The sequence below is a fragment of the Methylotenera sp. genome (assembly GCF_029946165.1).
Taxonomy (GTDB): Bacteria; Pseudomonadota; Gammaproteobacteria; order Burkholderiales; family Methylophilaceae; genus Methylotenera.
On record NZ_JAQSDZ010000015.1, the window covers coordinates 1 to 23,653 of the forward strand.

Annotated in this window: 21 protein-coding genes; 8 read left to right on the plus strand and 13 right to left on the minus strand. The window is 38.7% G+C overall.

Features of this window, described 5'->3' with window-relative positions:
- Window positions 1-61: 61 nt before the first annotated feature.
- Complete coding sequence (locus PSV17_RS08535) at window positions 62-1,666, minus strand: beta (1-6) glucan synthase (protein ID WP_300481561.1); 1,605 nt, start codon at window positions 1,664-1,666, stop codon at window positions 62-64.
- Window positions 1,667-1,833: 167 nt separating this feature from the next.
- On the opposite strand from PSV17_RS08535, the gene PSV17_RS08540 reads away from it, so the two are divergent.
- On the plus strand, window positions 1,834-2,331 hold the full coding sequence (locus tag PSV17_RS08540) for a hypothetical protein (RefSeq protein WP_300481563.1): 498 nt from the start codon (window positions 1,834-1,836) through the stop codon (window positions 2,329-2,331).
- Here the strand turns inward: PSV17_RS08540 and PSV17_RS08545 are convergent.
- Genes PSV17_RS08545 through PSV17_RS08560 form a run of 4 tightly spaced genes read right to left on the minus strand, consistent with a single transcriptional unit; the run spans window position 2,328 to window position 6,077 of the window.
- A complete protein-coding gene (locus tag PSV17_RS08545) occupies window positions 2,328-3,122 on the minus strand; it encodes a ChbG/HpnK family deacetylase (protein ID WP_300481565.1) in 795 nt (264 codons plus the stop codon). The two genes, PSV17_RS08540 and PSV17_RS08545, sit on opposite strands and share 4 nt — an antisense overlap.
- On the minus strand, window positions 3,119-3,502 hold the full coding sequence (locus tag PSV17_RS08550) for a GtrA family protein (RefSeq protein WP_300481567.1): 384 nt from the start codon (window positions 3,500-3,502) through the stop codon (window positions 3,119-3,121). The genes PSV17_RS08545 and PSV17_RS08550 overlap by 4 nt, the downstream gene beginning before the upstream one ends.
- On the minus strand, window positions 3,503-4,459 hold the full coding sequence (locus PSV17_RS08555) for a glycosyltransferase family 2 protein (RefSeq protein WP_300481569.1): 957 nt from the start codon (window positions 4,457-4,459) through the stop codon (window positions 3,503-3,505).
- A 16-nt stretch (window positions 4,460-4,475) separates the two neighbouring features.
- Window positions 4,476-6,077, minus strand: a complete 1,602-nt coding sequence (locus PSV17_RS08560) for a hypothetical protein (protein WP_300481572.1) — start codon at window positions 6,075-6,077, stop codon at window positions 4,476-4,478.
- 761 nt (window positions 6,078-6,838) lie between these two features.
- Between PSV17_RS08560 and PSV17_RS08565 the strand changes: the two genes are divergently transcribed.
- A complete protein-coding gene (locus tag PSV17_RS08565) occupies window positions 6,839-7,375 on the plus strand; it encodes a hypothetical protein (RefSeq protein WP_300481575.1) in 537 nt (178 codons plus the stop codon).
- 28 nt (window positions 7,376-7,403) lie between these two features.
- Here PSV17_RS08565 and PSV17_RS08570 read toward each other — a convergent pair whose 3' ends face one another.
- Together PSV17_RS08570 and PSV17_RS08575 are read right to left on the minus strand one after the other, a co-directional pair.
- Window positions 7,404-7,760 (minus strand): hypothetical protein, encoded by a 357-nt coding sequence (locus PSV17_RS08570; protein ID WP_300481578.1) that lies wholly within the window; start codon window positions 7,758-7,760, stop codon window positions 7,404-7,406.
- Between the two features lie 42 nt (window positions 7,761-7,802).
- Window positions 7,803-8,030 carry a hypothetical protein gene (locus tag PSV17_RS08575; protein ID WP_300481580.1) on the minus strand — a complete coding sequence of 76 codons (228 nt, stop codon included), beginning with the start codon at window positions 8,028-8,030 and terminating at the stop codon, window positions 7,803-7,805.
- A 531-nt stretch (window positions 8,031-8,561) separates the two neighbouring features.
- Here PSV17_RS08575 and PSV17_RS08580 point away from each other — a divergent pair.
- Window positions 8,562-9,350, plus strand: coding sequence for an EAL domain-containing protein (locus tag PSV17_RS08580; RefSeq protein WP_300481582.1), 789 nt, complete (start codon window positions 8,562-8,564; stop codon window positions 9,348-9,350).
- A gap of 203 nt (window positions 9,351-9,553) precedes the next feature.
- Here the strand turns inward: PSV17_RS08580 and PSV17_RS08585 are convergent, their stop codons facing one another.
- Window positions 9,554-10,666 carry an acetate kinase gene (locus PSV17_RS08585; protein WP_300481585.1) on the minus strand — a complete coding sequence of 371 codons (1,113 nt, stop codon included), beginning with the start codon at window positions 10,664-10,666 and terminating at the stop codon, window positions 9,554-9,556.
- Window positions 10,654-13,011, minus strand: a complete 2,358-nt coding sequence (locus PSV17_RS08590; protein WP_300481588.1) for a phosphoketolase family protein — start codon at window positions 13,009-13,011, stop codon at window positions 10,654-10,656. The genes PSV17_RS08585 and PSV17_RS08590 overlap by 13 nt, the downstream gene beginning before the upstream one ends.
- A gap of 525 nt (window positions 13,012-13,536) precedes the next feature.
- On the opposite strand from PSV17_RS08590, the gene PSV17_RS08595 reads away from it, so the two are divergent.
- The gene (locus tag PSV17_RS08595) at window positions 13,537-13,767 is read left to right on the plus strand and encodes a hypothetical protein (protein ID WP_300481590.1); all 231 of its coding nucleotides are present in this window, start codon (window positions 13,537-13,539) and stop codon (window positions 13,765-13,767) included.
- Window positions 13,768-13,912: 145 nt separating this feature from the next.
- Window positions 13,913-15,625: a diguanylate cyclase gene (locus tag PSV17_RS08600; RefSeq protein ID WP_300481592.1), complete on the plus strand. Its 1,713-nt coding sequence runs from the start codon at window positions 13,913-13,915 to the stop codon at window positions 15,623-15,625.
- Between the two features lie 71 nt (window positions 15,626-15,696).
- Here PSV17_RS08600 and PSV17_RS08605 read toward each other — a convergent pair whose 3' ends face one another.
- Complete coding sequence (locus PSV17_RS08605) at window positions 15,697-16,062, minus strand: hypothetical protein (protein ID WP_300481594.1); 366 nt, start codon at window positions 16,060-16,062, stop codon at window positions 15,697-15,699.
- 553 nt (window positions 16,063-16,615) lie between these two features.
- Between PSV17_RS08605 and PSV17_RS08610 the strand changes: the two genes are divergently transcribed.
- Window positions 16,616-18,121 carry an autotransporter outer membrane beta-barrel domain-containing protein gene (locus PSV17_RS08610; protein ID WP_300481596.1) on the plus strand — a complete coding sequence of 502 codons (1,506 nt, stop codon included), beginning with the start codon at window positions 16,616-16,618 and terminating at the stop codon, window positions 18,119-18,121.
- 729 nt (window positions 18,122-18,850) lie between these two features.
- Here the strand turns inward: PSV17_RS08610 and PSV17_RS08615 are convergent.
- From PSV17_RS08615 to PSV17_RS08625, 3 genes are all read right to left on the minus strand, one after another.
- Entirely contained in the window at window positions 18,851-19,714 is an 864-nt protein-coding gene (locus PSV17_RS08615; RefSeq protein WP_300481597.1) for a bestrophin family ion channel, read from the minus strand.
- A gap of 258 nt (window positions 19,715-19,972) precedes the next feature.
- Window positions 19,973-21,280: a Y-family DNA polymerase gene (locus PSV17_RS08620; protein WP_300481598.1), complete on the minus strand. Its 1,308-nt coding sequence runs from the start codon at window positions 21,278-21,280 to the stop codon at window positions 19,973-19,975.
- A complete protein-coding gene (locus PSV17_RS08625; protein ID WP_300481599.1) occupies window positions 21,261-21,746 on the minus strand; it encodes a S24 family peptidase in 486 nt (161 codons plus the stop codon). Before PSV17_RS08625 ends, PSV17_RS08620 begins: the two co-directional genes overlap by 20 nt.
- Before the next feature lie 119 nt (window positions 21,747-21,865).
- On the opposite strand from PSV17_RS08625, the gene PSV17_RS08630 reads away from it, so the two are divergent.
- Both PSV17_RS08630 and PSV17_RS08635 read left to right on the plus strand, forming a co-directional pair.
- Window positions 21,866-22,480 carry a S24 family peptidase gene (locus tag PSV17_RS08630; RefSeq protein WP_300481601.1) on the plus strand — a complete coding sequence of 205 codons (615 nt, stop codon included), beginning with the start codon at window positions 21,866-21,868 and terminating at the stop codon, window positions 22,478-22,480.
- Between the two features lie 5 nt (window positions 22,481-22,485).
- On the plus strand, window positions 22,486-23,625 hold the full coding sequence (locus PSV17_RS08635) for an exonuclease domain-containing protein (protein ID WP_300481603.1): 1,140 nt from the start codon (window positions 22,486-22,488) through the stop codon (window positions 23,623-23,625).
- Window positions 23,626-23,653 lie beyond the last annotated feature (28 nt).

Genomic DNA, 23,653 nt, shown 5'->3' on the forward strand with positions numbered 1-23,653 from the left:
ATGACTTAGCTTCATTTATTTAGCATAACATTTATGCTAATCTACTACAGCCCCTAAATAATTACCAAGTATTTCTATTAGATATTTGAGGGTGAAGCGTTTTAGGCCATATAGCTAATACAAATAAGCCGTTGATTGCGACCCATACATAACTGAGTGGATTGCTAGTTTCTAACAATAAACAATATAAAGCGCTACTGAGTAGTAAAGCACTCAGAATGCGATGAAGCTTTAGTTTGGGCTCAATTTCAAGCTTAAGTAATAGCAGACCGATTGACAATTCTAAAGCCGCGAGAAGATACAAACTGATTGCATAGTCGCGGTATCTACCATCAACGATTAACAATATGCTCGCCAATATAGCTGAAAGTGAAAATATGATTGTTCCCATTTTAAGCAGAGTCGCCTGCATTTTACTAGGTTTTGATATTGCCAAAATTAGGCAGAGTGCTATGACATGACTCAACAACGCCAACCCACCTAGACCAAGCCACTCTTGTAGGTTGCGGCAAGCTGATATTAAATATTCAATTTGCAATAAGCCCGATAAACCCGATATCGAACCTAATGAAGCAATCGTCACTAGCGCAGATGGCCTTTTCTCTTTAAGTAAATACGCTATAAAGAAGAATAAAACTGCACCTAAAGTGGCAAATATAATGGGTTTAAAATTATCTTGCCGTGTTTGCACAGCACCAGAAAAAGGAAACTTAGGCTGTAAATCACTTGTATAAAGCCCCCAATAGCCTCCAACTGTGCCCTCCAAAGTTCGTTTCCATGGCTGATCCATCGCTTCAATAAGGTTGTACTGCCAATTGTTTTCTTGTGCTAATTGCAAGAAGCCTCTGATATAAGATGCCTGATTAACCAAGCTTGGTTCAGATGATTGCCTTGGTCTTCCTACTGAAGGCCAACCTGTTTCGCCAATTAAAATCGGTTTTTTAAACGTTTGATTAAGTAGAAGCATGACATCTTTAGTATGATCAAGTGCATGATCAATGGACTGAGGGTCGTCTTCCCAATAGGGCAGAATGTGCACTGTGACAAAATCTACGGAAGCTTCAAGCGCCGGGTGTTTACGCCAGAATTCCCAAACATCAGCATAAGTCACTGGCACATTTGTTTGTGCTTTGGCTAATTGGATATATTTTTTAAGGGAAGCTTCGGATTGTTCGCCTCGTAACAGAACTTCATTGCCAATAATCAAGGCTTTAATTGTTTTTGGATACTCATTGGCAAGCTTAATGGCAAGATTTACTTCTTCATCATTGTCGGCGTTAACCCAACCAATCCACGCACCTAAGTAAATTTTCAATCCTAACTTTTCAGCGGCTTGAGGGACATAATCCAAACCCTGAGAAACTGAATAAATGCGCACACAATTAAATTTTTGTGCGAGCAAGGCTAAGTCTTGGTCAATTTGCTCGGGTTCAATAAACGTATCAATTTTTAAAGGGGTTAACCCATTTTTGTAATAAGGGGCGTACGATACGCATTGTATTTTTTCGTTATTAAGCAGGGCATCTGGGATGGTGATTGGCTGGTTTTGCTTCCACAACCAAACACTAACTAAACATAATAAGACGAGATTAAACGCTGCAAATCCCCATAAAGATGAATTGCTTGGTAATGAATTTGTACTAACCTGTGTCTCGCGTTGTGCCATAAATTTAAATTTAAGTTTACTAAATAATTATTGAAAGTTTAATACGTCGCCCATCATAATCTAGTGCCATCACAAAGCAAAATATATGGCAAAAAATAACGAGTTATCTACTCTAACAACTTGTCGCACGTTACAATAGAGTACTTTAGAACTTCACCGAGATTTTTATGAAACAACTGTTTTTGCTGATTTTATTGACGATGTGGGTACATGTAGTGCAAGCAGATACAGCTTTCTATGGTGATAACTTTAGTGGCACATACGAATGTAAAGGTAGCAATAACAAGGTAGGCGATTACGAAGTAATGGCAACATTAAAACTTAATCCTCATAGTAGTCATAATAACTTGGGTACATACGATATAACAACAGAAACAGAAAATGCCTTTATTTATAAGGGTCAAGCCATCGCACAAGGCCGTAAGCTGGCACTCACATTTAACTTTTCTGATAGTCACAATGCAGGCTATACAACTGGTATCGCTGACCTAAAGTCATTAGCGCATAAACGCTGGTCTTATAAAAACAATTATTATGAACCAGATGGCGCTTACGGTGTTTATGGTAGTGAGCTTTGTGTAATGAAAAAGCCGCAATTGTTGCCGAGTAAAAGAAAATCTCAAACTAAAAATCCAACAGATCAACCAGTAAAAAAACCTGTTTAGTTTGGTTTTTTGACCAAATCAAATTGTTCTAAAAGCTTCCCCATGAATGCACTGTTCAAAACTTCATATTCAATAAGTCTTGCTTTGAAAATTGGATCCTTATTTGTATCAGTATTGTTTTGTTTTAATGCTGGATGACACATCAGCGCTGGCGTACCAGTGCTTTTGCTTGCTTTCACCAACCAGTCCTTAAACAACAATTTATAATGTGCATCATCTCCACTAAAATCATATATTCCAAGTAACTCAGTATTAAATTCGAATTTAAGCGCTAAAGCCTTTTTCCTCAAAGCGCGTGCACCCAATAATCTAATCACCATAGCTTTAAAGTCTACACTTAAGGGCGGTTTTGCTATTCTTATCCAAGGCAAATCTTGTTGATATCGATCTACTAATACCTTTAATAAAACTTCACGAATTACAGGAAGTTGATGGACATGTTGATGACCATCAATATAGTCCGGCCTAACTCCCATTTTGGACTCAAAAAGGTCAAGTTGCTTGGTAATAATGATTTCTATTACTTCTTTTGGTAATTTGCGGATTAAGCTCAGTGCAATTAATCTGCCAAGTGAATAGGCCTCACCAAATTCAGTAAAATCTAAATGGAGGCCTATGGCCGCCTTTGCCTTAATTTGCGGGGTGATTAATTGCGCAGCTTCTTGCCATCTTGGACTCATAACCATACAGGCTGTGGCGCTCAAGCGATCATTTTCAATAAGCTTGATGATGCCTACATCTATCGACTCACTCATCCCAAAGTCATCAGCACATATAATAATCGAACTCATACTTTGCCTTTAAATGCCCAGTAATGACTAAAAAGATAGGTGAGGACTGCCACAATCACCATCGCGACCCCAAGTACTAACCAAAATGGGAGGATTGTAATGGTAAGAAAACGTGTGACTATGAATTGATTAAAAAGAAAGCCAACGATTGCTATAGAAAAAAATTTAGGGAAAGCTTGCCGATGTGTTGCAGTATGACCTGCAAAACTTAATGTTTTATGTCCGAAATAGCTTAAAGGGAAAGCGAACAGAAAACCTAAAATATTTGCCTTTGCTGGGGTAGCTAGCTGTAAAAATTCAATACTCACAGCGGCAATGTAATGCACCGCTGCGGCACTTGCGCCAATAACAGCAAACCAAGGAATTGATTTTCTGGTCATTTATGCAGGATCTTGAGGCTTTTTAACTTCAGCAACAATATAAGAGGGTCGCCCTTTCACTTCGTCATAAATTCGAGCGAGGTACTCGCCTAATATTCCAATGAATAACAGCTGTACGCCCGCAAAGAACATAATGCTTGCGGCCATGGTTGGCCAACCAGGCACTGACTCATTAAAAAATAAACGATCAATGACCACAATAGCCCCGTAGCCAAATGATATTAAAGACAAAACCGCACCTACTGCACTTGCTGCGCGTAAAGGCATAACAGAAAAACTTGTCACACCAGTCCATGCAAGCTGTATCAGTTTTAACTTTGAGTAAGCACTTTCACCATGAGATCGAGGCAAAGGCGTGTACGGTATACCAATCGATTTATACCCTACCCATGCATACATACCCTTCATAAAGCGATTTCGCTCTGGTAATGAAAGCAGTGCATCCACAACTTGCCTGTCCATTAAACGAAAATCACCCGCATCCCGTGGGATATGAATTTGCCCACCCAAACTGATGGCACGATAAAAAATACGAGTGCCCCAACGTTTAAAATTTGATTCGATTTTACGGTCTTGACGTACCGCATAAACCATATCAAAACCTTCCCGCCACTTATCAAGCATGTCTTTTAAAAGACCCGAAGAATGTTGACCATCCGCATCCATACAAATGACCAAATCACCATTTGCATGTTTCAAACCTGCGGTAATGGCATATTCTTTGCCAAAATTACGTGAAAAGCGCACTAAAGTTGTATTCAAACTTGGTGGCAATTGCCTAACAATATCCGAGGTTTTGTCATGGCTTCCATCATCCACCACAACAATATCCCAATGCGGGCTCAGAAGTTCGAGATGAAGCGCGATATTTTCAAGCGTGGCAGTGATGGCTAACTGCTCGTTATAAGCAGGTACTATCACGGTGATATGAGGCGTTTTATTAACACGATGTATCATAGAATTTCCTGTTCTATTAATTTTTAGGAGCAGGTGTAGGGCGTCTGTCCTTACCACGCAATGCACGTCGGTCTTTTATTACCGCTAGTGTTGCTCCCAAACGTTCAACTTTGCCCACAATCTTTCCTTGCAACACTTTATCGCAATTCATATTAGTACTTGAAATAAAGAAATCTGCCTTTACCCAATTTTCAGTAATTTTAAAACGATGATCTAAATATGCATCTCCTTGAAAGGTCTCCGCACATAGCGCAACCGAATAAGAGCCATCATGGATCTTATTGTTACTTTGTTCAACATCAATATAGGCTTCAAGCATTTTTGAAGCCTCAATAATGCTACTTGACCAGTAATCACCTTCCCAATTATGTTCAGCTTCTTTAATACTGCCAGCTGCAAAATGATTGTAATAAATATATTCATATGGTCTAAGTTCAAATAGCGTAAGCGCGGTGCTTAATGAAAGCACTATTACTAAAAGCCCAAAAGCTTTTTGCAATTTTGCATATTCTGCCAAAATATCCCAAGTTCTGGAAAGGCCGATGCCAGCCATCACAGCAAGTGGAGGAATAATAAAGGTGAAATGCCTCACACCATTATAGAGCGCAGGCCGATCAAAAATAATGAAGAGTAATGGAAATAGAATGGCAATGGCTAAACTCAACTCGCCTAACTTTTTGTTAAGCTCAATATATTTTAGTTTCATTGAAATGAGAATGATGGCACTAAGCACCCCAAGTAAAAATACTTCAGGCAATCTAATGGATAAATACTCCAAAAGATAAGTGCGAGGCACATCACCAATACTCATGAAACGCCCATCAACGATGGTTTGCATATTAAAAGCAAAGTGAGAAAAAGACTTAGCTGCGATTAATATATTATTCTTGCCCATAATTACCCAGGGCCAAAACAGAATCATTAGACAAAATGCTGTTATTCCGGCGGGAATCAAACCGTAAGCACTTTTAAAACAGAAAACCAGTTTTTGTTTTAATGAGCTTGTTTGCAACAAAGCAGCGGCGATGACCAATAATCCTAAATAAATAACGGCGAATGCGCCACCTATGCGTAAGCCTAATGCTAAACCTATAGCGACTCCTAATTTAATGCTGAGTAATACCGGAACGCGAGGCAACTGCTTGCTAATCAGCATGGTGTAATACAAGGCCCATATCATGCATGCACCAAATGTAACGTCTTTGGTATGGGTAAACATGGCACCCGACCACGCACCAGTGAGGCTAAGTAATAGAATTGCTAAAAATGCCGCACGTTCACCAGCCAGCTCTTTAGTGATTTTATAAACAGCAACAATGCCAAAAAAACCGAAAATAGCAGAAAGGAGATGACGGATGTCCCACACCCACATTGGCAGAATTTTCTCTAATATTGCGGCGGTTAAATCAAAAAAACCGCCATATAGATACAAATTTTTATAAGAAAAAGCGGATTGATCGACTAGTCCAGAATTATAAAACTTTAACAAAAGTTGCCCATAAACATGCTGAACATTCTCGTCATTACTAATCCCATATTGCTTAAAGGTCATCAATATAAAAATAGCCAATCCAGCAAACAGTGCATAAGAAAGCTTTTTATAAGTAAATTCATGCATGTTTAGACTTCAATTCGCATTCGTAATGGTTGTCGACTTCCCAATCTGTAATCCATAACAAAAAATAGCTACCAAAAGTAGCTATAAATCTTATTGAAGAATCACTTGTGAATCGAACACTAAAAAACTGAGTGTATGAGTATAAATTAGGGTGCTGAAAGCTTTGGCATCATACCAGAATCCACTTTTAATCTTCAAGTTTGTTATTACATTATTGCTTACTAGAGGAGGGTTCATAACGGTTAATTATCGCGCCCAATAAATATTTCAGATCAGGTATTTAAGGTGTTTTAACGGGTGCTTAATTACTTAGAATCTGACATGCTTTTTTGATATAATACGCCGCAATATTTGAGCATGTCCTTATGCGAGGGCTCTCAAGCAGTATAAGCACTATTTATTGCTACAAAATTAAAAAAATGCCCACTGTAAAAGCTAGTACATGAGTTGAGGCATTCTAAATTTTCGCCATTTAATAATATCAATGAACGCAGTAATTACCTTGCTAGTAGCTTTGTAAGTTTGTTCTTGGTCTGGCGATATGTAGCTAACATACTTAATGAATTTGGTTTGCTTGCACTTACTTCTTATCAGCTTTTGATATCTAACTAATCTAGTTTTTTAATTAGCTTGGTAGTTTCTTAAACCCCATTAGATGGGTAAAAGTTGCTTAAGCAGAAATAAATCAAGATCAAACATAGATCATTAAAAGATGGCGTGCTTATTCTGTAGCATATTCACCAAATTTAGGAACAATATCCATGACCAACGCACAACGTCGAGCGCTCGCTCGAATGGCTGAACTTAATTCGGCAAACACTACAAGCATGCCTACTTCAACCCATAGTAGCGCATTTAATCCTCATGAGGCAGGTACTTATTACTTTGTAAATGTGGACACTGTAAGCAAAATCATCACACAATTTACTAGAGAAATTGAACCGCCTAATTATACTTATACGATTACCAATATTAATTTTGAACAAGAAGCCGATACTGGCAGATGGTTCTGGTTTGATGGTAAGGAGAAGCTATCACCACGCAAAAATCAGAATATCTGGCGGGTCGGTAGTAAAGTACTTTATGACACACGAGTTGAAGCAGAGACTGAACTTCAGCGGTTGATGGCTAAAAATGGTGACCGAGTGACTAAAGTACACGACTTACCAGATGATTTAACACATTTGAAAAAAATCCGTAGTGTCAATCATCCAGATCGTAACAATCCAGACTCTGACCATGATCTCTATCAAGCAGTCATAGAGAAAATTGACCGGATGCGTTTGGCAAGTGCTTGAGGGAAAGTCGATCTATAAATTCTAATATTCAAATATCGTTTTCGCTATTCAGATTAGGATTGATAGTCTCATCTGCTTGAGGTTTAGGATGGTCTTTTTCTGTGCTTTTCTTTTTGGAAGCGTTATTTGTAAACGCATCTAGCTCTTCCCCTTTAGGGAGCGTGCCAGATTTAACCTGTGGTGTTGCAGCATCGTTTTTCTTATTAGACGTGTTGTTATTAGAGTCTTTATTTTTGGAAAACTCAGTATCTAGCTCGGATCCAGGATCTTCGTTTCCATCATTGTTCGTTAAATCTTCCAGTGTAGCTTTGTCAGTATTCGAGTTGATCCCTAAGCGTTCACTTATTGATTTTCTGTTTTCATTTTTTTCAGGTTTCTTAAGCAATTGTTTTTCCTTTAAGTGATGTAATCTTTAAATAAGTTAGTACTAAAATTCAGTTCTTCTTTCTCTATGCTTATTTCGCATGATGAGATAGATTCCAATTCCTATAAGAAGTGCCGCCGTTGCAGTTTTTTTTAATTGCACTAGCGCGGTAAATTGAAATTCAGACTTCAAGCCGGTTTCGGCGATAAGAATAGGAAGATGGCCGCGTTTTAAGTCTGATGCGATACCTTCCACCATATTATGCGATCGGCAAATAATAATATCAGCCAATGTCGTAAGTCATTTTCGCTATATTATTGGATCAGCCTTTTCTTCTACTCCAACTCGATAAGGGCCTCTATAATTCATTGCTAACATACTGAACTCCCTTGCTTAAGGTCCCTGTTAACTCGTTTTATTAATTCGTTAATTTCTAGAATTAGGAACTAAAATATCAAAACATTTTAAATTCATAGTGATGTAATTTTTATACAGAACTGTCTGATATGAATGTAGGATTTCGCTTGGTTATTTGGCGCTAATGAACTCCAGCTGCAGGCTCCATATAAAACTGAGCGCCGAACTTTTCCAAGCGAAGTTGAATGGGAATGAAAACATCTACAAAATTCTAACTGGCATCAGCTTAGTTTTGTGCCGTGAGCTTTAAATGAGTAATTTTATATCTATTGAAAAGTCATTCGATTTGCTGATTTAGTGGTAATTCAGATATCTAATCTTTCATTAGATTTTATATCATTAAATTTATACTACTTATAAACTCCTAAACTCTAATTTAATATCTAATTCGGTTACAAAGTTATTATGAATAAACTAACTCAAACAATTGCAATTAACTCTGAATCTAAACATCATGCATGTTCAGGTTGTAATGACGAGATTGAACTAGATTTTGATTTTGAATATGCATTCCAACCAATCGTAAATATTAACGCTAAGACTATCTTTGCACACGAAGCTTTAGTGAGAGGCCCAAATGGCGAAGGTGCTCAAACTATACTTAGTCAAGTCAATAACCAAAACACTTATAAGTTTGATCAGGCATGCCGTGTTAAAGCGGTAAAAACAGCTTCTGAAATAAATTTAGAAGGGATGCTATCGATTAACTTTATGCCTAATGCGGTATATAGGCCTGAGCTTTGTATAAGAACGACTTTAGAAGCGGCTAAAAAATACAACTTTCCTACTAAAAACATTATTTTCGAGTTTACTGAACAAGAGTTTATAGAAGACTCAAGTCATATTTTAGGCATTGTCACTGAGTATAAAAAATTGGGATTTATGACTGCACTCGATGACTTTGGTGCAGGCTATGCTGGACTTAACTTTATTGCAGATTTTCAACCTGACCTCATTAAAATTGATATGGGTCTGATTCGTAATATTGATAAAAGCAAATCCAGACAATCTATTGTTAAGGCGACTTGTAGAATGTGCGAGGAGTTAAATATTAAGATTATTGCTGAAGGGGTCGAAACCAAGGAAGAGAGAGACATGCTAGCAAGCTATGGTATTTATTTATTTCAAGGCTATTTATTCTGCAAACCAAGTTTTAAAGCGAATGGTCATGTCAATGAAGACGCTTGGATATAAGGTTCTGATGACTACCAACATACCTTAGCTTGATAACGGCAAACGTAAGTATTTAAATAATAGAACGTCTATTTGTTATACACACCCCAATTATATCCAATATGTGTTATCGCACAGCGTCAGCTCTGACAAATTTATAATATTCATTTCACATTCTAAAAAAATTGTCGAGGCTCAACCTTCGATAGTTTTTACCATCATACTCACTTTACACTTAGGAGTTCGATATGAGCATTCTTAGCAATATATTCCGCAAGATTTTTCATCATGAAAGCTTCATCCGTTTTAATGCAAAGCACAGAAACTGTAGATGTTGAATATAGTTTTTTTTGGCTAGATAAATTTGCTACTTCATTAATTTTTACGCCCATAAATTCTAAAGGTGCACAAATTTTTGATCTTATTACACTTGAGTTTTCTCCGATTCCTCCAGTAAATACGACTGCTTCAACCCCTCCAGCTTTGGCCGCTAGGCTACCGATAGCAGATGTAATTTGCCTGCAAAAATAATCCACGGCGAATTTGGCTTCGTCTTTTGGGCTGGCAAGCAAATATTCCATATCGCTACTTAATCCATTTGAAACTGCGAAAAGCCCCATTTCATAATTGACGAGTTTAGATAATTCAGTCAAGTCGTAACGCTTGCATAACTCGAGCATCACACCCGGATCCAAATCTCCAGAGCGTGTTCCCATACACACGCCACCAGCTGGGGTATATCCCATTGTGGTGTCTATGGATTGTAGGTTTTGCATGAGACAAAGACTAGCACCAGACCCAAGATGGGCAATGATTACCCTTTGATAGGCACTTTCCCCAATCAACGCTTCCAGCTGCGTGGCAATATAGGCATAGCTCAGGCCATGAAATCCATAACGATGAATATGCTCTTTTTGGGGAATAGGTAAAACTTTAGCCAAGGGTGGCAATGTATGATGAAAAGCGGTATCAAAGCAGGCAATTTGCCTTGCAGAAAACATGTCAGCGCATAATTTAACCCCCAATAAATTCATGGGTAGATGCAGTGGCGCTAATGGAGTGATTGAGTTTAATCTCTCAAGCTCTTCAGGCGTTATCTCCCTTGCGCTTTCTGCTACATCACCACCATGCACAAAACGATGCGCAATTTTGTCGGGGGATTTCCCGTGCAAATCCTCACCTAGCTTCGCAAAAGCCTCGCGATAATCTGTTTCTGAAGGTTGAGCGCCCAATCGGTAATGCATGTCAACCCGTTGATTATCAGCATCAAAAAAGGATGCCTTGATGCTGGATGAGCCGACATTAACACATAAAATAGCTGGATTTATTTTGCCCATTTCCAATCCTGGATTTCGGGCATATCCTCGCCATGCTCATAGATGTATTCTTTATGCGCAGAAAGCTTGGCATCCATGAGGTTAACAATAGCTGCATATTGCGTAGGGTTAGGTAACCTACTGATTACATTTTTAACTATGTGAAATCTATCCAGTTTGTTCAACACCACCATATCAAATGGCGTCGTTGTGGTTCCTTCTTCTTGAAATCCATGCACATGGAAATTACCGTGATTTGTTCTTAGATAAGCTAAACGATGTATAAGCCCGGGATATCCGTGGAAGGCAAAAATGACAGGTTTATCGATGGTAAATATCTGATCAAATTTTGCATCATCAACGCCATGCGAATGAATCTGGGGTGGCTGAAGCGCCATAAGGTCCATGACGTTGACATAACGTAGCTTTAATTCGGGAATATGCTCCCTGAGCAAGGTAACTGCCGCCAATGATTCCAGCACTGGCACTTCCCCTGCACTGGCAATTACCACGTCAGGCTCGCCATCGTCATTGCATGCCCACTCCCATATGCCCAAGCCCGCTTGCGCATGTGCGACGGCCTCGTCCATATTGAGCCATTGCTCCTGCGGCTGTTTGCCAGCCACAATCACATTAATCAGATTTCGGCTTTTTAGACAATGATCAATGACCGACGTTAAGGTATTGGCATCAGGTGGCAAATAAATGCGAATGGTTTCGGCTTTTTTATTGGCTACATGATCCATGAATCCCGGATCCTGATGGGAAAAACCGTTATGGTCTTGACGCCAAACATGCGATGTTAATAAGATATTCAAAGAGCCTACAGGTTGGCGCCAAGTAATGCTATTGCATTCTTTTAGCCATTTGGCATGCTGATTCACCATGGAATCTACAATATGAATGAAGGCTTCATAACAAGAAAATAAACCATGGCGACCTGTCAGAAGATAGCCCTCCAACCAGCCCTCACAAGCATGTTCAGACAATATTTCCATCACGCCCCCTTGCGTAGCGAGCATTTCGTCATTCTTATCTAGGTTTGCCATCCATTGGCGTTTAGTCACATTGAAAACTTCGCCCAACCTATTTGAAAGCGCCTCATCAGGGCAAAATAAACGAAATGTCCCAGCGTTTCTTTTCATCACTTCGCAGAGATATTTCCCCATAACACCCGTGGCACTCGCCATGTTTTGGCCTGGCGCGCCTACTGCATAGGCATAATCTTTAAAGTCGGGCAGGTTTAAATCTTTTAAAAGAATTCCGCCATTCGCATGTGGATTAGTACCCATGCGGCGATTTTTGGCTGGAACCAATGCTTTTAATTCAGTATTTAATTTTCCAGTAGCATCAAACAACTCGTCAACCCGATAGGAAGCCAACCATTCCTGTAATAATTTCAAATGCTCTGGGTTATTCTTCACTTCACTAAATGGCACTTGATGAGAGTGGAAACTTCCTTCGCTTGGCTTGCCATCTACTTCCTGGGGACCAGTCCAGCCCTTTGGTGAGCGCAATACAATCATGGGCCAGCGTGGTCGTATAGGCGGAGACTGGTGCTTGGCTTCTGCTTTAATGCGTTTAATTTCTGAAACAATGATTTCCATGGTATCGGCCATCAACTCATGCATAGCGAGAGGATCATCCCCTTCAACAAAATATGGGGTGTAACCATAGCCCTCAAACAAGCTTTGCAGTTCTTCATGACTGATACGAGCTAGGATGGTTGGATTAGCGATTTTGTAACCATTAAGATGCAGAATGGGCAACACCACACCATCCGTCACTGGATTTAGGAATTTATTGGAGTGCCAAGAGGTTGCCATCGGGCCGGTTTCCGCCTCACCATCGCCGACCACACAACACGCGATAAGATCCGGGTTATCAAAAACTGCACCATAGGCATGTAAAAGCGCATAACCTAGCTCGCCCCCTTCATTGATGGAGCCCGGCGTTTGCGCTGATGCATGACTGGGTATACCACCCGGGAACGAAAATTGTTTGAACAGTTTGCCTATGCCTGCTTCATCCTCGCTAATGTCTGGATAAAATTCGCTATAACTTCCTTCGAGATAGGTATTTGCAACAATTCCCGGCCCGCCATGACCTGGCCCTGTGATATAGATCATATCTAAATCATGTTTTTTGATAACCCTATTCATATGAGCATAAATAAAGTTAAGCCCTGGGGTTGTTCCCCAATGTCCGAGCAATCTGGGCTTCACGTGCTCTATTTTCAAAGGCTCTTTTAGCAAAGGGTTGGCAAGCAGGAAAATCTGACCCACTGACAAATAGTTAGCTGCCCGCCAGTAACGATGTATGAGGGAAAGCTCTCTCGAGCTTAACTTATCGAACTCATTTTTCATGTTATAAATTCCTTGAATTTTTAGTTGCAAAATTGCATGTTCAACACCATAGGAGCATATTTTTATGAATCAAAATCAAGTGTATACCTACAAACTCTTCAGATGTTAACTTAAAGAAAGTTCATCTATTTGTTGCTAATCAATCAAACGGTAGATGTACAAAAATTGCAATGGCAAATACTAAATTAAAGTGTGCCACTAATTTGCCAAAGGTTGAATAGGAAAAAGGCCTACATCGCTGTAAGCCTTATTCTATATGGTGGCCCATTTGAGTTGAACACAGCACCAACGGATTACAAGTCGGTCGCTAACACATTAAACTATTGATTAATATATATTAACTAGGCGCAACCAATATTTATTTAGCGTAATTTATATTAAACTAAGCAAACTGAGCGCTGTACTGAATTTGTACCGAGACTCACGAATCTTAAGCCTGTGTACTCATACGTGATCGCAATAATTGTGCTTGTTCGCTAGATAATCCATCAGACTCTAAGTCATCAGCCGCAAATTGAACAAGGTATGAGTGAAGTTTGGTTAGCCCAAAGAAAAATGTTAGTAACTAAGTTAAAACTAGCGCAATTACAGTTAGATTATGAAGGAATGAAACAACGGGGTTACGAAGTACATATTCCATTTATGGAAGGTGGTGTGACGATGACTCTGGACGAACGCCTAACTTTGAAAGAAGCGATAGCTGTTAATAGGCAAATAAGTAAAAAACAACATGAGATTAGATTGGCTAAAAAGTAGATACCTACACAGCTCGAAATCGTATTCTAGGATGGGAGTTTATAAATAAACCATTCCAATTGTATTATTTTGCATACATGTATACGGAACTTGTTTACACTTTAACTTCTGCAATTTAAGGTGTAATAAATAGGATATTTTAAGAATGGTGGGGTTTAAGGATAAATCATTACGCGTTATTGTGCCTATTGCTGTTTTAGTCTTAATACTCAATGCACTAATACCCATTAATGCATATAGGATTTTAAATGTATCACACGCCAAAACTAATCACTCACGCGAAACTATAGACAAAGCTACCAATTTGCTCCTTGCCGTGGTAGATGCTGAGACAGGCATGCATGGTTATGTGCTGACAAATAATCAGAAATTCCTTGAACCTTACTACGCGGCGTTAGCTAAATTGGATAGTCAGCGTGATGAATTAAACATACTAACTGCGAATAGGCCGAACTCTAAGAAATCCTTCATACTTCTCGCGAATCGAATTGATACTTCATTAGAGCAAATTAAAAAAATAATTACCATTAGTGAGGACTCCAATAGCAAACTGGCAATCGTCATGATTCGCTCTGGTGAGGGTAAAACGCGCATGGACTTGGTTCGAGCTTCTGTGGCTGATTTAATTAAAATAGAAAATCAACAACTTCAACTAGAAGCAAAATATGAAAGTAAGGTAAATTTATACTCACTATTAAGCCTAATATTCTTAACAATATTTGATATGGTTATGTTTGCTATTGCATTCAGGCAATTATTTAAATCACTAAAAACTGCAAAAGAAATCGAACAAGAGCTAAACCACTTACATCGCTTATCATTGAAACATAGCGCCCAGCTAAAAGCTCGCAATAAAATAAAAGATATTCAAGCGCGATTAACGGATCAATTACACTCTGTACTCACACCGCAAGAAGCTTATGTTGCGATAGAGCGGTTTTGTACGTATTTATTTCCCGACAATTCGGGTACGTTATTTATCAGAAGTAATTCTAAAGACTATTTTCAGATGATGGCACAGTGGGGAAATTCTACCTATGAAGATAATGGCTTTAATCCTGAAGATTGCTGGGCTTCAAGAAGCAATAATACACACATATATATTGCGGAAACAGAAACTATTGCCTGTAACCATCTTAGTAATCTGTCGCAAAAAGCTACTGCATCAACTTGTATCCCCATTTCTTCTTCAGACGAAATGATAGGTATTTTGACGTTATATAGCCAACCACCTCATGAAGGTGGGTTGGATGAAGATACTCTTGAAGTGGCTAACGAAGTTGCATCTCAGATTTCATTAGCAATAGCTAACTTACGTTTACGCGAGAATCTTAAAAAAAGCTCAATTATTGATGTGTTAACTGGTTTATACAATCGCCGCTATTTAGACGAGACATTTATTCGAGAGATCAATAGATCGCAACGATTAAAAGAATCCATTGGCATTATTATGCTAGATATTGATCATTTCAAAAGCTTCAATGACAATTATGGCCATGAAGCAGGAGACCATGTGTTACATGAAGTGGGAGTAATATTAAATCAGGCATGTCGTGCCAATGATCTGGCATGTCGCTATGGCGGTGAAGAGTTTGTAATAGTCTTACTCAATGCTGATTTGAATACAACAGTTGGGAGAGCAACTGTGATTCAAGATCAAGTAAAGAAAAAACAGTTCATGTATGGCGGGCAACCATTACCGACTGTAACTGTGTCGATGGGGATATCTATGTTCCCTTCACATGGAAACAAACCGGACCAGCTAATTCGCTGTGCAGATGAAGCTCTTTATAAAGCCAAACATAATGGTCGAGATAGAGTTGAGATTGCTGCTAATTCGATTGAACTACAACAGTAACCATTACTTAGGAAAATGGCAAAGCACAAGTGGCTCCAACTTAGATTTTTCCTCTGCTAAGGCCCCAAGTTTCAGTTTCGTCCCGCACAATATAGAGCCATCTCAGTATCCAAATAATAAGGTGTGGCTAATATCCACCTAGATATGTACATTCCTTCAAACAGGATGGTAAAACTTGCAAAATTTTTGATAGCGAGCTTATAGATGTCTTTTCTGATTTTATTTTTTTGAGCTTTACTTAGTTTATCTTTATCAGAATGTTGATCCAGTAAGTAACATTGTAAAGCATGTCCTGAAAAGGAATAACATTCAATACCAAAGTCACCACCATACGAATCTGGTATATCTTTGATACTAGATGGGCAGTAAATCTTTCTTAAAATATCTTTAAAATATTTTTCCCATGACTTGGGGTCATTTTTAGGATCTATCTGCATAGTATTTGCTACTCGAGATTTTATTATCCTTTCATCCTAAATTGAGAGCTTCTTAAAAGCCACGTTATTATCAATTTGAAATAAAAAAACGACCTAGAGATTTCTCCCTAAGTCGTTTATTTTGGTGGCCCCCCTGTGAGTCGAACACAGCACCAACGGATTATGAGTTTTAATAACCACTTGATTTATAACATTTTATACCCGCTTACGCTCGCTGATAATCGCTGCGATGTATATAACAATGTCACGTTGCAAACGTGGACTTAATATAAATAGCAAAGTTGACGAATAAACAAACTTATCTATTTGATATAGAGTAATATCCTTTCTCTTATCAATGGCTAGTTAAATCATTACAGTAAGTATTATTTAGCTTTGAAGTAAATTAGAAGTTTTCACTCGATCTGAATTCAATATAACTCTTCTTAATCATCCTTAAACAATTATGTTTAATTATTAGAGGTAGGAGTTGATCAAACTAATAATTAAGGTTAGCTTTATGCATTTAACTTAAAAAAATATACCAATTTAAATAAAAAAACTGGAGTTTTACTTGTCACATCAAAAGTCTTTCACACGCAAGTACATCAGTAAAAGTAGAACTGCTCTAACTATTGCATTGCTCAGCGCCGCAAGTAATGCATTAGCAGCGAGTTACACTGCTGCAGGTATTACAATATCCTCCCCTGACGCTGGATTTTCTCAACAATCTGCAAATACTTTTTACTTCCCAACTAGCAGCTCCGGCGTGACCACTTTCAGTTTTTCTGATGGTAGAGGCTTTACAATTAATAATACTGAGCAAGTTGGCTTTGGTTCTAGCTCATCTAGCAATATTGCAGGCATTCCAAATTCAGGAAACTTAATTAATGTCATTGCTGGCTATGGTTTTGCCTCCTCAATCACAATCCTTGATGCGCTGAATGGGTCATCTCTTGTGTCTGGTCAATTCAGAGCCTTAACTGGTAGCAATTGGTTTGCACCTAGCTTGAGTTTTAGTTATTTAAACGGTACATTGACAATAAACGCTGTTGGGGATGTCCAACAGATTAACGCCGATGGCTCTATAACTTATTCTTCACAGGATGTACCTTTTTTAATTGGTAACTTTCTGTTGTTTGCAGCAGGTCCTACTAGCTTTGATACGCAAACCTCACTTCATATGGCGGGCCAGAAGCTTCGCAGCGTATTTAATACAAGCGCTATTTCTTCAAATTTTGCTAATATGAATACCTATGACTGCAACTTGTTCGATGCTAAAGGAATGTGTGCTTCATTTGGTGGCCGTTTCACCACAGTAGATAATCCTGACTCAAACTCCACAAGTGCGGTTTTGGTGCTTGGCTATAAAGCCACACCGCATATTCGTATTGGCGGTTTCTTAGACCAAAGCGTCAACGATAGCTTGCCTTCTGGCATTAGCCTGCATAACAAAATTCCGCTAATGGGTGCATTTGTTGTATGGAATCAAAATGAGGATGGATTAGGCTATCAAATTAAAATTGCCAATGCTTATCAGTCTAAAGATGTTAAATTAACCCGTGATGTTATTGGCACTTCTGAGGCTGGTAAAGGCTCAACTGACCTAACGACAGAAAGCTATGTCGGTGAACTCAGTTACGCATTTAATTATAAGCTCTCTACACTCGTTCGCCCTTATCTTGCGCTACGATATACCAAGATCAAACAAGATGGCTATACGGAAACTGGCGTATCAACACCGCTGTCTTTTAGTGCACTAGAGGATCGCTCTACCAGCGCATTGTTGGGTTTAAAAATCAATCACCAACTTACGCCTAAAGCCAATCTAACGGCAAGCTTAGGCATCGAGCAAGACCTTGAACATCAGGTTGATAGATTGTCAGCTACAGGTGTAAATGGCCTGACTTCTGAAAACTTTAACAACAGTATTAAACACACACGCCCTGTTGCATCTATCGGTGCCTACTATGCGCTGACTAAGAATCAACGTCTATCAGCAGATGTGTTTTATCAACAATTGCCATTTCAAGGTACTGGCTCTAAAACAGCATATGTTAACTATACAGTTGGCTTTTAATTACATTTTGAGTTAATTTAAAAAAGCATCCTTGGGTGCCTTTTTTATATGCCATATTCACCAGACCCACTTAAGCTCGAGAGCTTCTCTATTTAAGACTGTTGATAGACCTCCTCTAAGTCGCTAATTTTACATTCTGGCTCATGATGTAAATCAATTTGAAGTACATCTCGAACTTTAGACAAAGTAAAAAACGACCTAGGGATTTCTCCCTAAGTCGTTTATTTTGGTGGCCCCCCTGTGAGTCGAACACAGCACCAACGGATTATGAGTACAAGTGAGTGTTCACTATCACACTACAAAGCTAAAGAAATGTAAGTAGTTTTTTCTTGAAAATTTTGATGGGTCCAACAATCCGAACCTATGCCGAACCTTTTTGCAAAAAGCTTCACTTACTTACTTCCTAAAAATAAATTAAAACAATCAGTTAGAGTCACCTAAAGCTGAACCGAACCCGAGCCTGACTTCAAAAGGTTTGTTGTATAAAATCAAGTAAAAATATTGTTTCATGCTGATCTCTATCTAAGCTGCAATATGAAATGGCATTTTCATTTTATAAGCTTGTTAACATCGTCATGTTTGTCCCAAAAGCGGACATTAAAGCTGGAGTTTAGAGGCGGCCTTAGCACCTTTCGTATGAATGACTTGTTGTTGACCTAATATTGGTCTAGTTGATCAACCCTATTGCTCTTAATGTGTTAAGTATCAATAAAAGTTTTAAAAGGATTGTTAAAGCAATTCTTCCACGTGTTTTTTGATACTTGAAGCAATCTTTTGGGTGGGCAAGTCATTAGAATCATTTCCAAATGGGTCTTCAATTTCTTCGGCAATCAGTTCTAAACTGGCCAACACATAGAAAATAAACACTACTACTGGAATGACGAGATATCCCAAACTAACAACATATCCAAAAGGCAATGTCATTACATAGAAGAAAATAAATTTCTTAATGAAAGCGCTGTAAGAATACGGAATAGGTGTGTTTTTGATGCGTTCGCAAGCGCCGCAAATATCAGTAAATGATTGTAATTCTGCGTTAATGATATAAAACTGGTCACCTGTTATTTTTTTTGATGTATATAACTCATTGACCCTTTGAAACAATACCTTAGCCACTTGGTTTGGGTTGTGTTTGTGATGATCGATTTCTAAATCCAAACCTTCAAACAATACTTTGCCAACCTCTTCATTGGACAAATGTTTAGAAAGCACTGAGGCATAAACGGGAATCACTTTTTTGAAGAAATATCTGTCCTTTTCTTCTGGTAGATAGGCAGAAAGTTTAATTGCAAGATTGCGGCTGTTATTGACTAAAGCCCCCCATAGCTTTCTACCTTCCCACCAACGATCATAAGCGGTGTTAGTTCTGTAGGCCAATAATAATGACAATACAAAACCCACTGTTGTGTGCATTAAAGGAATATTCTTGATATGACTTTTGTCAGAAAGCTGCCAAAATTCTAATTCCAAGTAGGCAATGCCGGCAGCATAAAACCCGATGAGGATCATCATGGGGGTGAGTTTACGAAAGGTGTCCGATTCGTGGAAACGGACGATAAAAATAATCCAGTCTTTGGGGTTATATTGAACCATTGTTTGCTATCTGTTATTTGTTGAATTGCTGAGACCAGTTTATCTTATTTGCAAACTAATTTATTGCTGTAAGCTGAATTTTTATAGATTTTGAGTATTACAACCTTCATATCCGATGAGAACAGTCCGCTTTGGGCCCAGAGTGTTTAGCTTAAATATTAGAAGATTTATTTTTGAGAGGCTGCTTACTAAAAAAGTCTGCACTGTCCCCCATTGTAGGCATTAAAATATCAATCAGGTTTTTTGCATTTTAGTAAATTATAATCGAGAATGATTTATGGTTGTGGGCAAATCTTTCCAATCCGTTGTGTAGTTTGGGCTTTTCAAATCCCTGTTCATCACCCACGTTTTTTTAGTACCTTCTGAGGCTAATTTAAAACGATTGTTTGGAAATTTCTTGTTGATCTCATCCATAGTTTTCATTAGAAGTTGTGACTTCTCATTATCAGAATTGTAGCCAAAAATATCCATCTGCTGACCAGCTTGAGGGACTAACTCTGAAAGCATCACCCCAGCTTTCTGAAAATAAATTCCTGCTTTAAATATTTTCCTCACTGCCCATATAGCTGCTTTAGCAATTTGCATCGTGTTATTAGTGGGTGAAGGCAAGCCAAATGTATAGATAGGCCCATGGTAAGGGGCTTTATCGAAAGGGCTATTCTGAATGAATACTGTGATGGCATTTGCAAATAAATTTTGTTGGCGAAGCCGCTCACAAGCATTACTGGCATGATAACTAACGGCTTCTTCTAACTCGTTTAAAGCATCAATCCTTTTGCCAAAAGAACGTGAACTCATTATTTGTTTAGCTTCAAGAAAGGTTTCTTCGATTTCAAGATGAGAGTCACCATTAAGTTCTTTAACCGTACGTTCCAGCACAACATTAAATTCATCTCGAATGCGTTTTGGGTCTGCACGTTTCAGTCTAAGTACATTATTAATTCCAAGTCGGTTTAACTTTTCTTCCATTTTGCGACCTACCCCCCAAACTTTAGAAACGGATAGTTTTTCCATTAAGGTATCCACTTCATTTTCAGTCATTGATGATAAATCGCAAACGCCATTGAAGTTAACTTGTTTCTTTGCAATATGATTGGCTAGTTTAGCCAGCGTCTTGCTGTGCCCAAAGCCAACACATATGGGCAGGCCAATCCATTGCTTAACCGTATTTTTAATTTCTTGGCCATAAACAGTCAAATCCTTGTTTATGCCAGTCATCTCTAAAAATGATTCATCTATTGAATAGACTTCAATACGCGGAGTAAATTGGCTTAATACTTGAACAAATCGGTTACTCATGTCGGCATACAATTCGTAATTTGAACTAAGCGCAATCACCCCTAATTTAGCCGCTTCCTCCTTTAATTCAAACCAAGGTCGGCACATATAAATTTCTAACAGCGCTTTAGCTTCTTTACTTTGAGCAATCACACAGCCATCATTATTAGATAACACCACCACTGGTTTATCGCGCAACTTTGGATTAAATATTTGCTCACATGACGCATACATTGAGTTAACGTCAGCTAACGCAAATATCTTTTGCTTAGTAGGAATTGACTGCATGGGTGACCACACCTTCAATAATTAACTCTTGGCCTTCATTGAGTCTAATATTCGGATAGTTCATGGCTTTATTCATTGACCTTAACTCAACCACTCCTGCGCGCGAATAAAGTCGTTTTACTAGAATCTCACCATTTAATACCACCACTACGGTTCTACCAGTTTTAGGGGTAAGCGCTCGATTAACAATCATTAATGCGCCAGGCAAAATACCATCATCAATCATGGAATCGTCTGACTTACCAACCGTGTAAAAAAAAGTTGCGGGTATATTACTCACAAGTCGCTTGTTTAAGTCTAGGCGCTCTTGTTCATAATCTTGTGCGGGCGATGCAAAACCCGTTGTGCGCCCTGCCGAAACCTTCCCCATATACAGCGGCAGCGCTAATAATGGCGGATTAAAGGCAGCCCCTAGCAAGTAAGCTAGAGGTAGACTGTTTGTAGCTAAGTTTCTAATTTCGCTCATAAAAATCCAATAAAATAAAGCTTGGCAGCGAATGACTTAAAGTACATAATAAGCAACCGAAAACAAATGTTTTCGGTCTAATAGTAAAGATTATTAACCTAAATGTCTATTAACTTTTTATGAAAAACAATAACGCAAAATTTGAAACTAAAACTGATTTACACGAAATTTGGCTTGGGCAGATCCGCGATTTTTACGCTGAATACCGCTACATTCCTACTTATGAGTACATGAGTGAAACGCTAAGAATTGGCGCAAAAAGTACTGTTAAAAAACTAATGGACTTGTTAATAACAGAACGATTTATCGAACATGGTCCAGATAATAAACTTATCCCCAGCACTCGATTCTTTGAAGTCCCTTATTCAGATGAATCCGTACAAGCTGGCCCATTTACCGACTCAGCCGCACAAGGTGGCGGCCATATGTCTTTGTTGGATGTATTAATAAAAAAGCCATCCATCACCAGAATCCGACAAGTCACAGGAAACTCCATGATGGATTTAGGTATTTTAGATGGTGACTGGGCAGTCTATGAAAAGAGAACCGATGCACGCGTAGGCGATATCGTCATTGCGCTTTTAGAGGGTTCAAATGAAGTGACTATTAAAGAACTTGGTAAAGAAAAGAATCAGTATGTGTTGATTCCACATAATCCAAAATTTGAAGTCATTAGACCGAATAAGCCTTTTTTCATCGAAGGCGTATTACTCTCAAGCTTTAGGACGTATTAAATCAAATGCATTGGCTACCAGACTTAGTCTTTTTAGATATTGAAACTACTGGAGGTACGCCGTTATACGACCGTATTACTGAGGTTGCTTTAATTAAAATTGAAGGCGGAGAAAAAACGGTTGTATGGGAGTTTCTCATCAATCCTGAAACACCGATTCCACGCCAAATTACAGGTTTAACGGGCATCTCCAATGAAATGGTGCAAAACGCACCAACCTTTAAAGACATTGCGGGTGATTTATTCAGCCATTTGCAAGGCATGGTACTCACCGCCCATAACTGTAGGTTTGATTATGGCTTTTTGAAAGCTGAATTCAAACGTTTGGGTGGCACTTTAAGGCTACAAACGCTTTGCACCGTTAAGCTATCAAGACGCTTATATCCTCATGTGACAGGTCATTCTTTAGATGCGATTATGCGTCGATTTAATCTTCATACAGACGCACGGCATCGTGGCATGGGTGATACGCAACTGATGTTAGATTTTTTAGAAGCTGCTAAACAAGATTTAGGTTCTGTTAAGGTATTGGAAGCCATCAATTATTTACTGAAAGGTCCAACGCTACCCCCTTGGCTCGATCATACAATTATAGAAAAAATTCAAGACGTACCTGGTGTTTATATTTTTTACGATGACGGCGATTTACCGTTATATATAGGCAAAAGCATTAAGCTCAAAACTAGAGTGTTAAATCATTTTGCGTCAGACCATAAAACGGTTGCTGAAATGGAGGTATCGCAAAAGGTTCGCCGTATTGAGTACAGAGAAACTGCTGGGGAATTGGGTGCTTTGTTACTAGAGGCAAAACTAATTAAACAGATGCAGCCTGCATATAACCGTCTTTTACGTAATGTGACCAAGCTCTTTGCTTTACGCTTATCCGATCAAATGAATGACTTGCCATGGTTGCGTATTGTGAATGTCGAAGATATTGATCCAGAAAGTTTGGATTACACCTATGGCATATTTAAAACAAAGAAAGGTGCCAAAGATTTAATTCATAAATTAGCCGATGAATACAAAATATGTTTAAAGCTATTAGGGATTGAAAAAGGGCATGGCAAATGTTTCGCGCATCAAGTAGGTAAATGTAGTGGCGTGTGCGTCGGCCAAGAAAAAGAGCCTGTAAAAAAATCTGTGTAAATGATATTTTACCAATGACCTTCAAAGG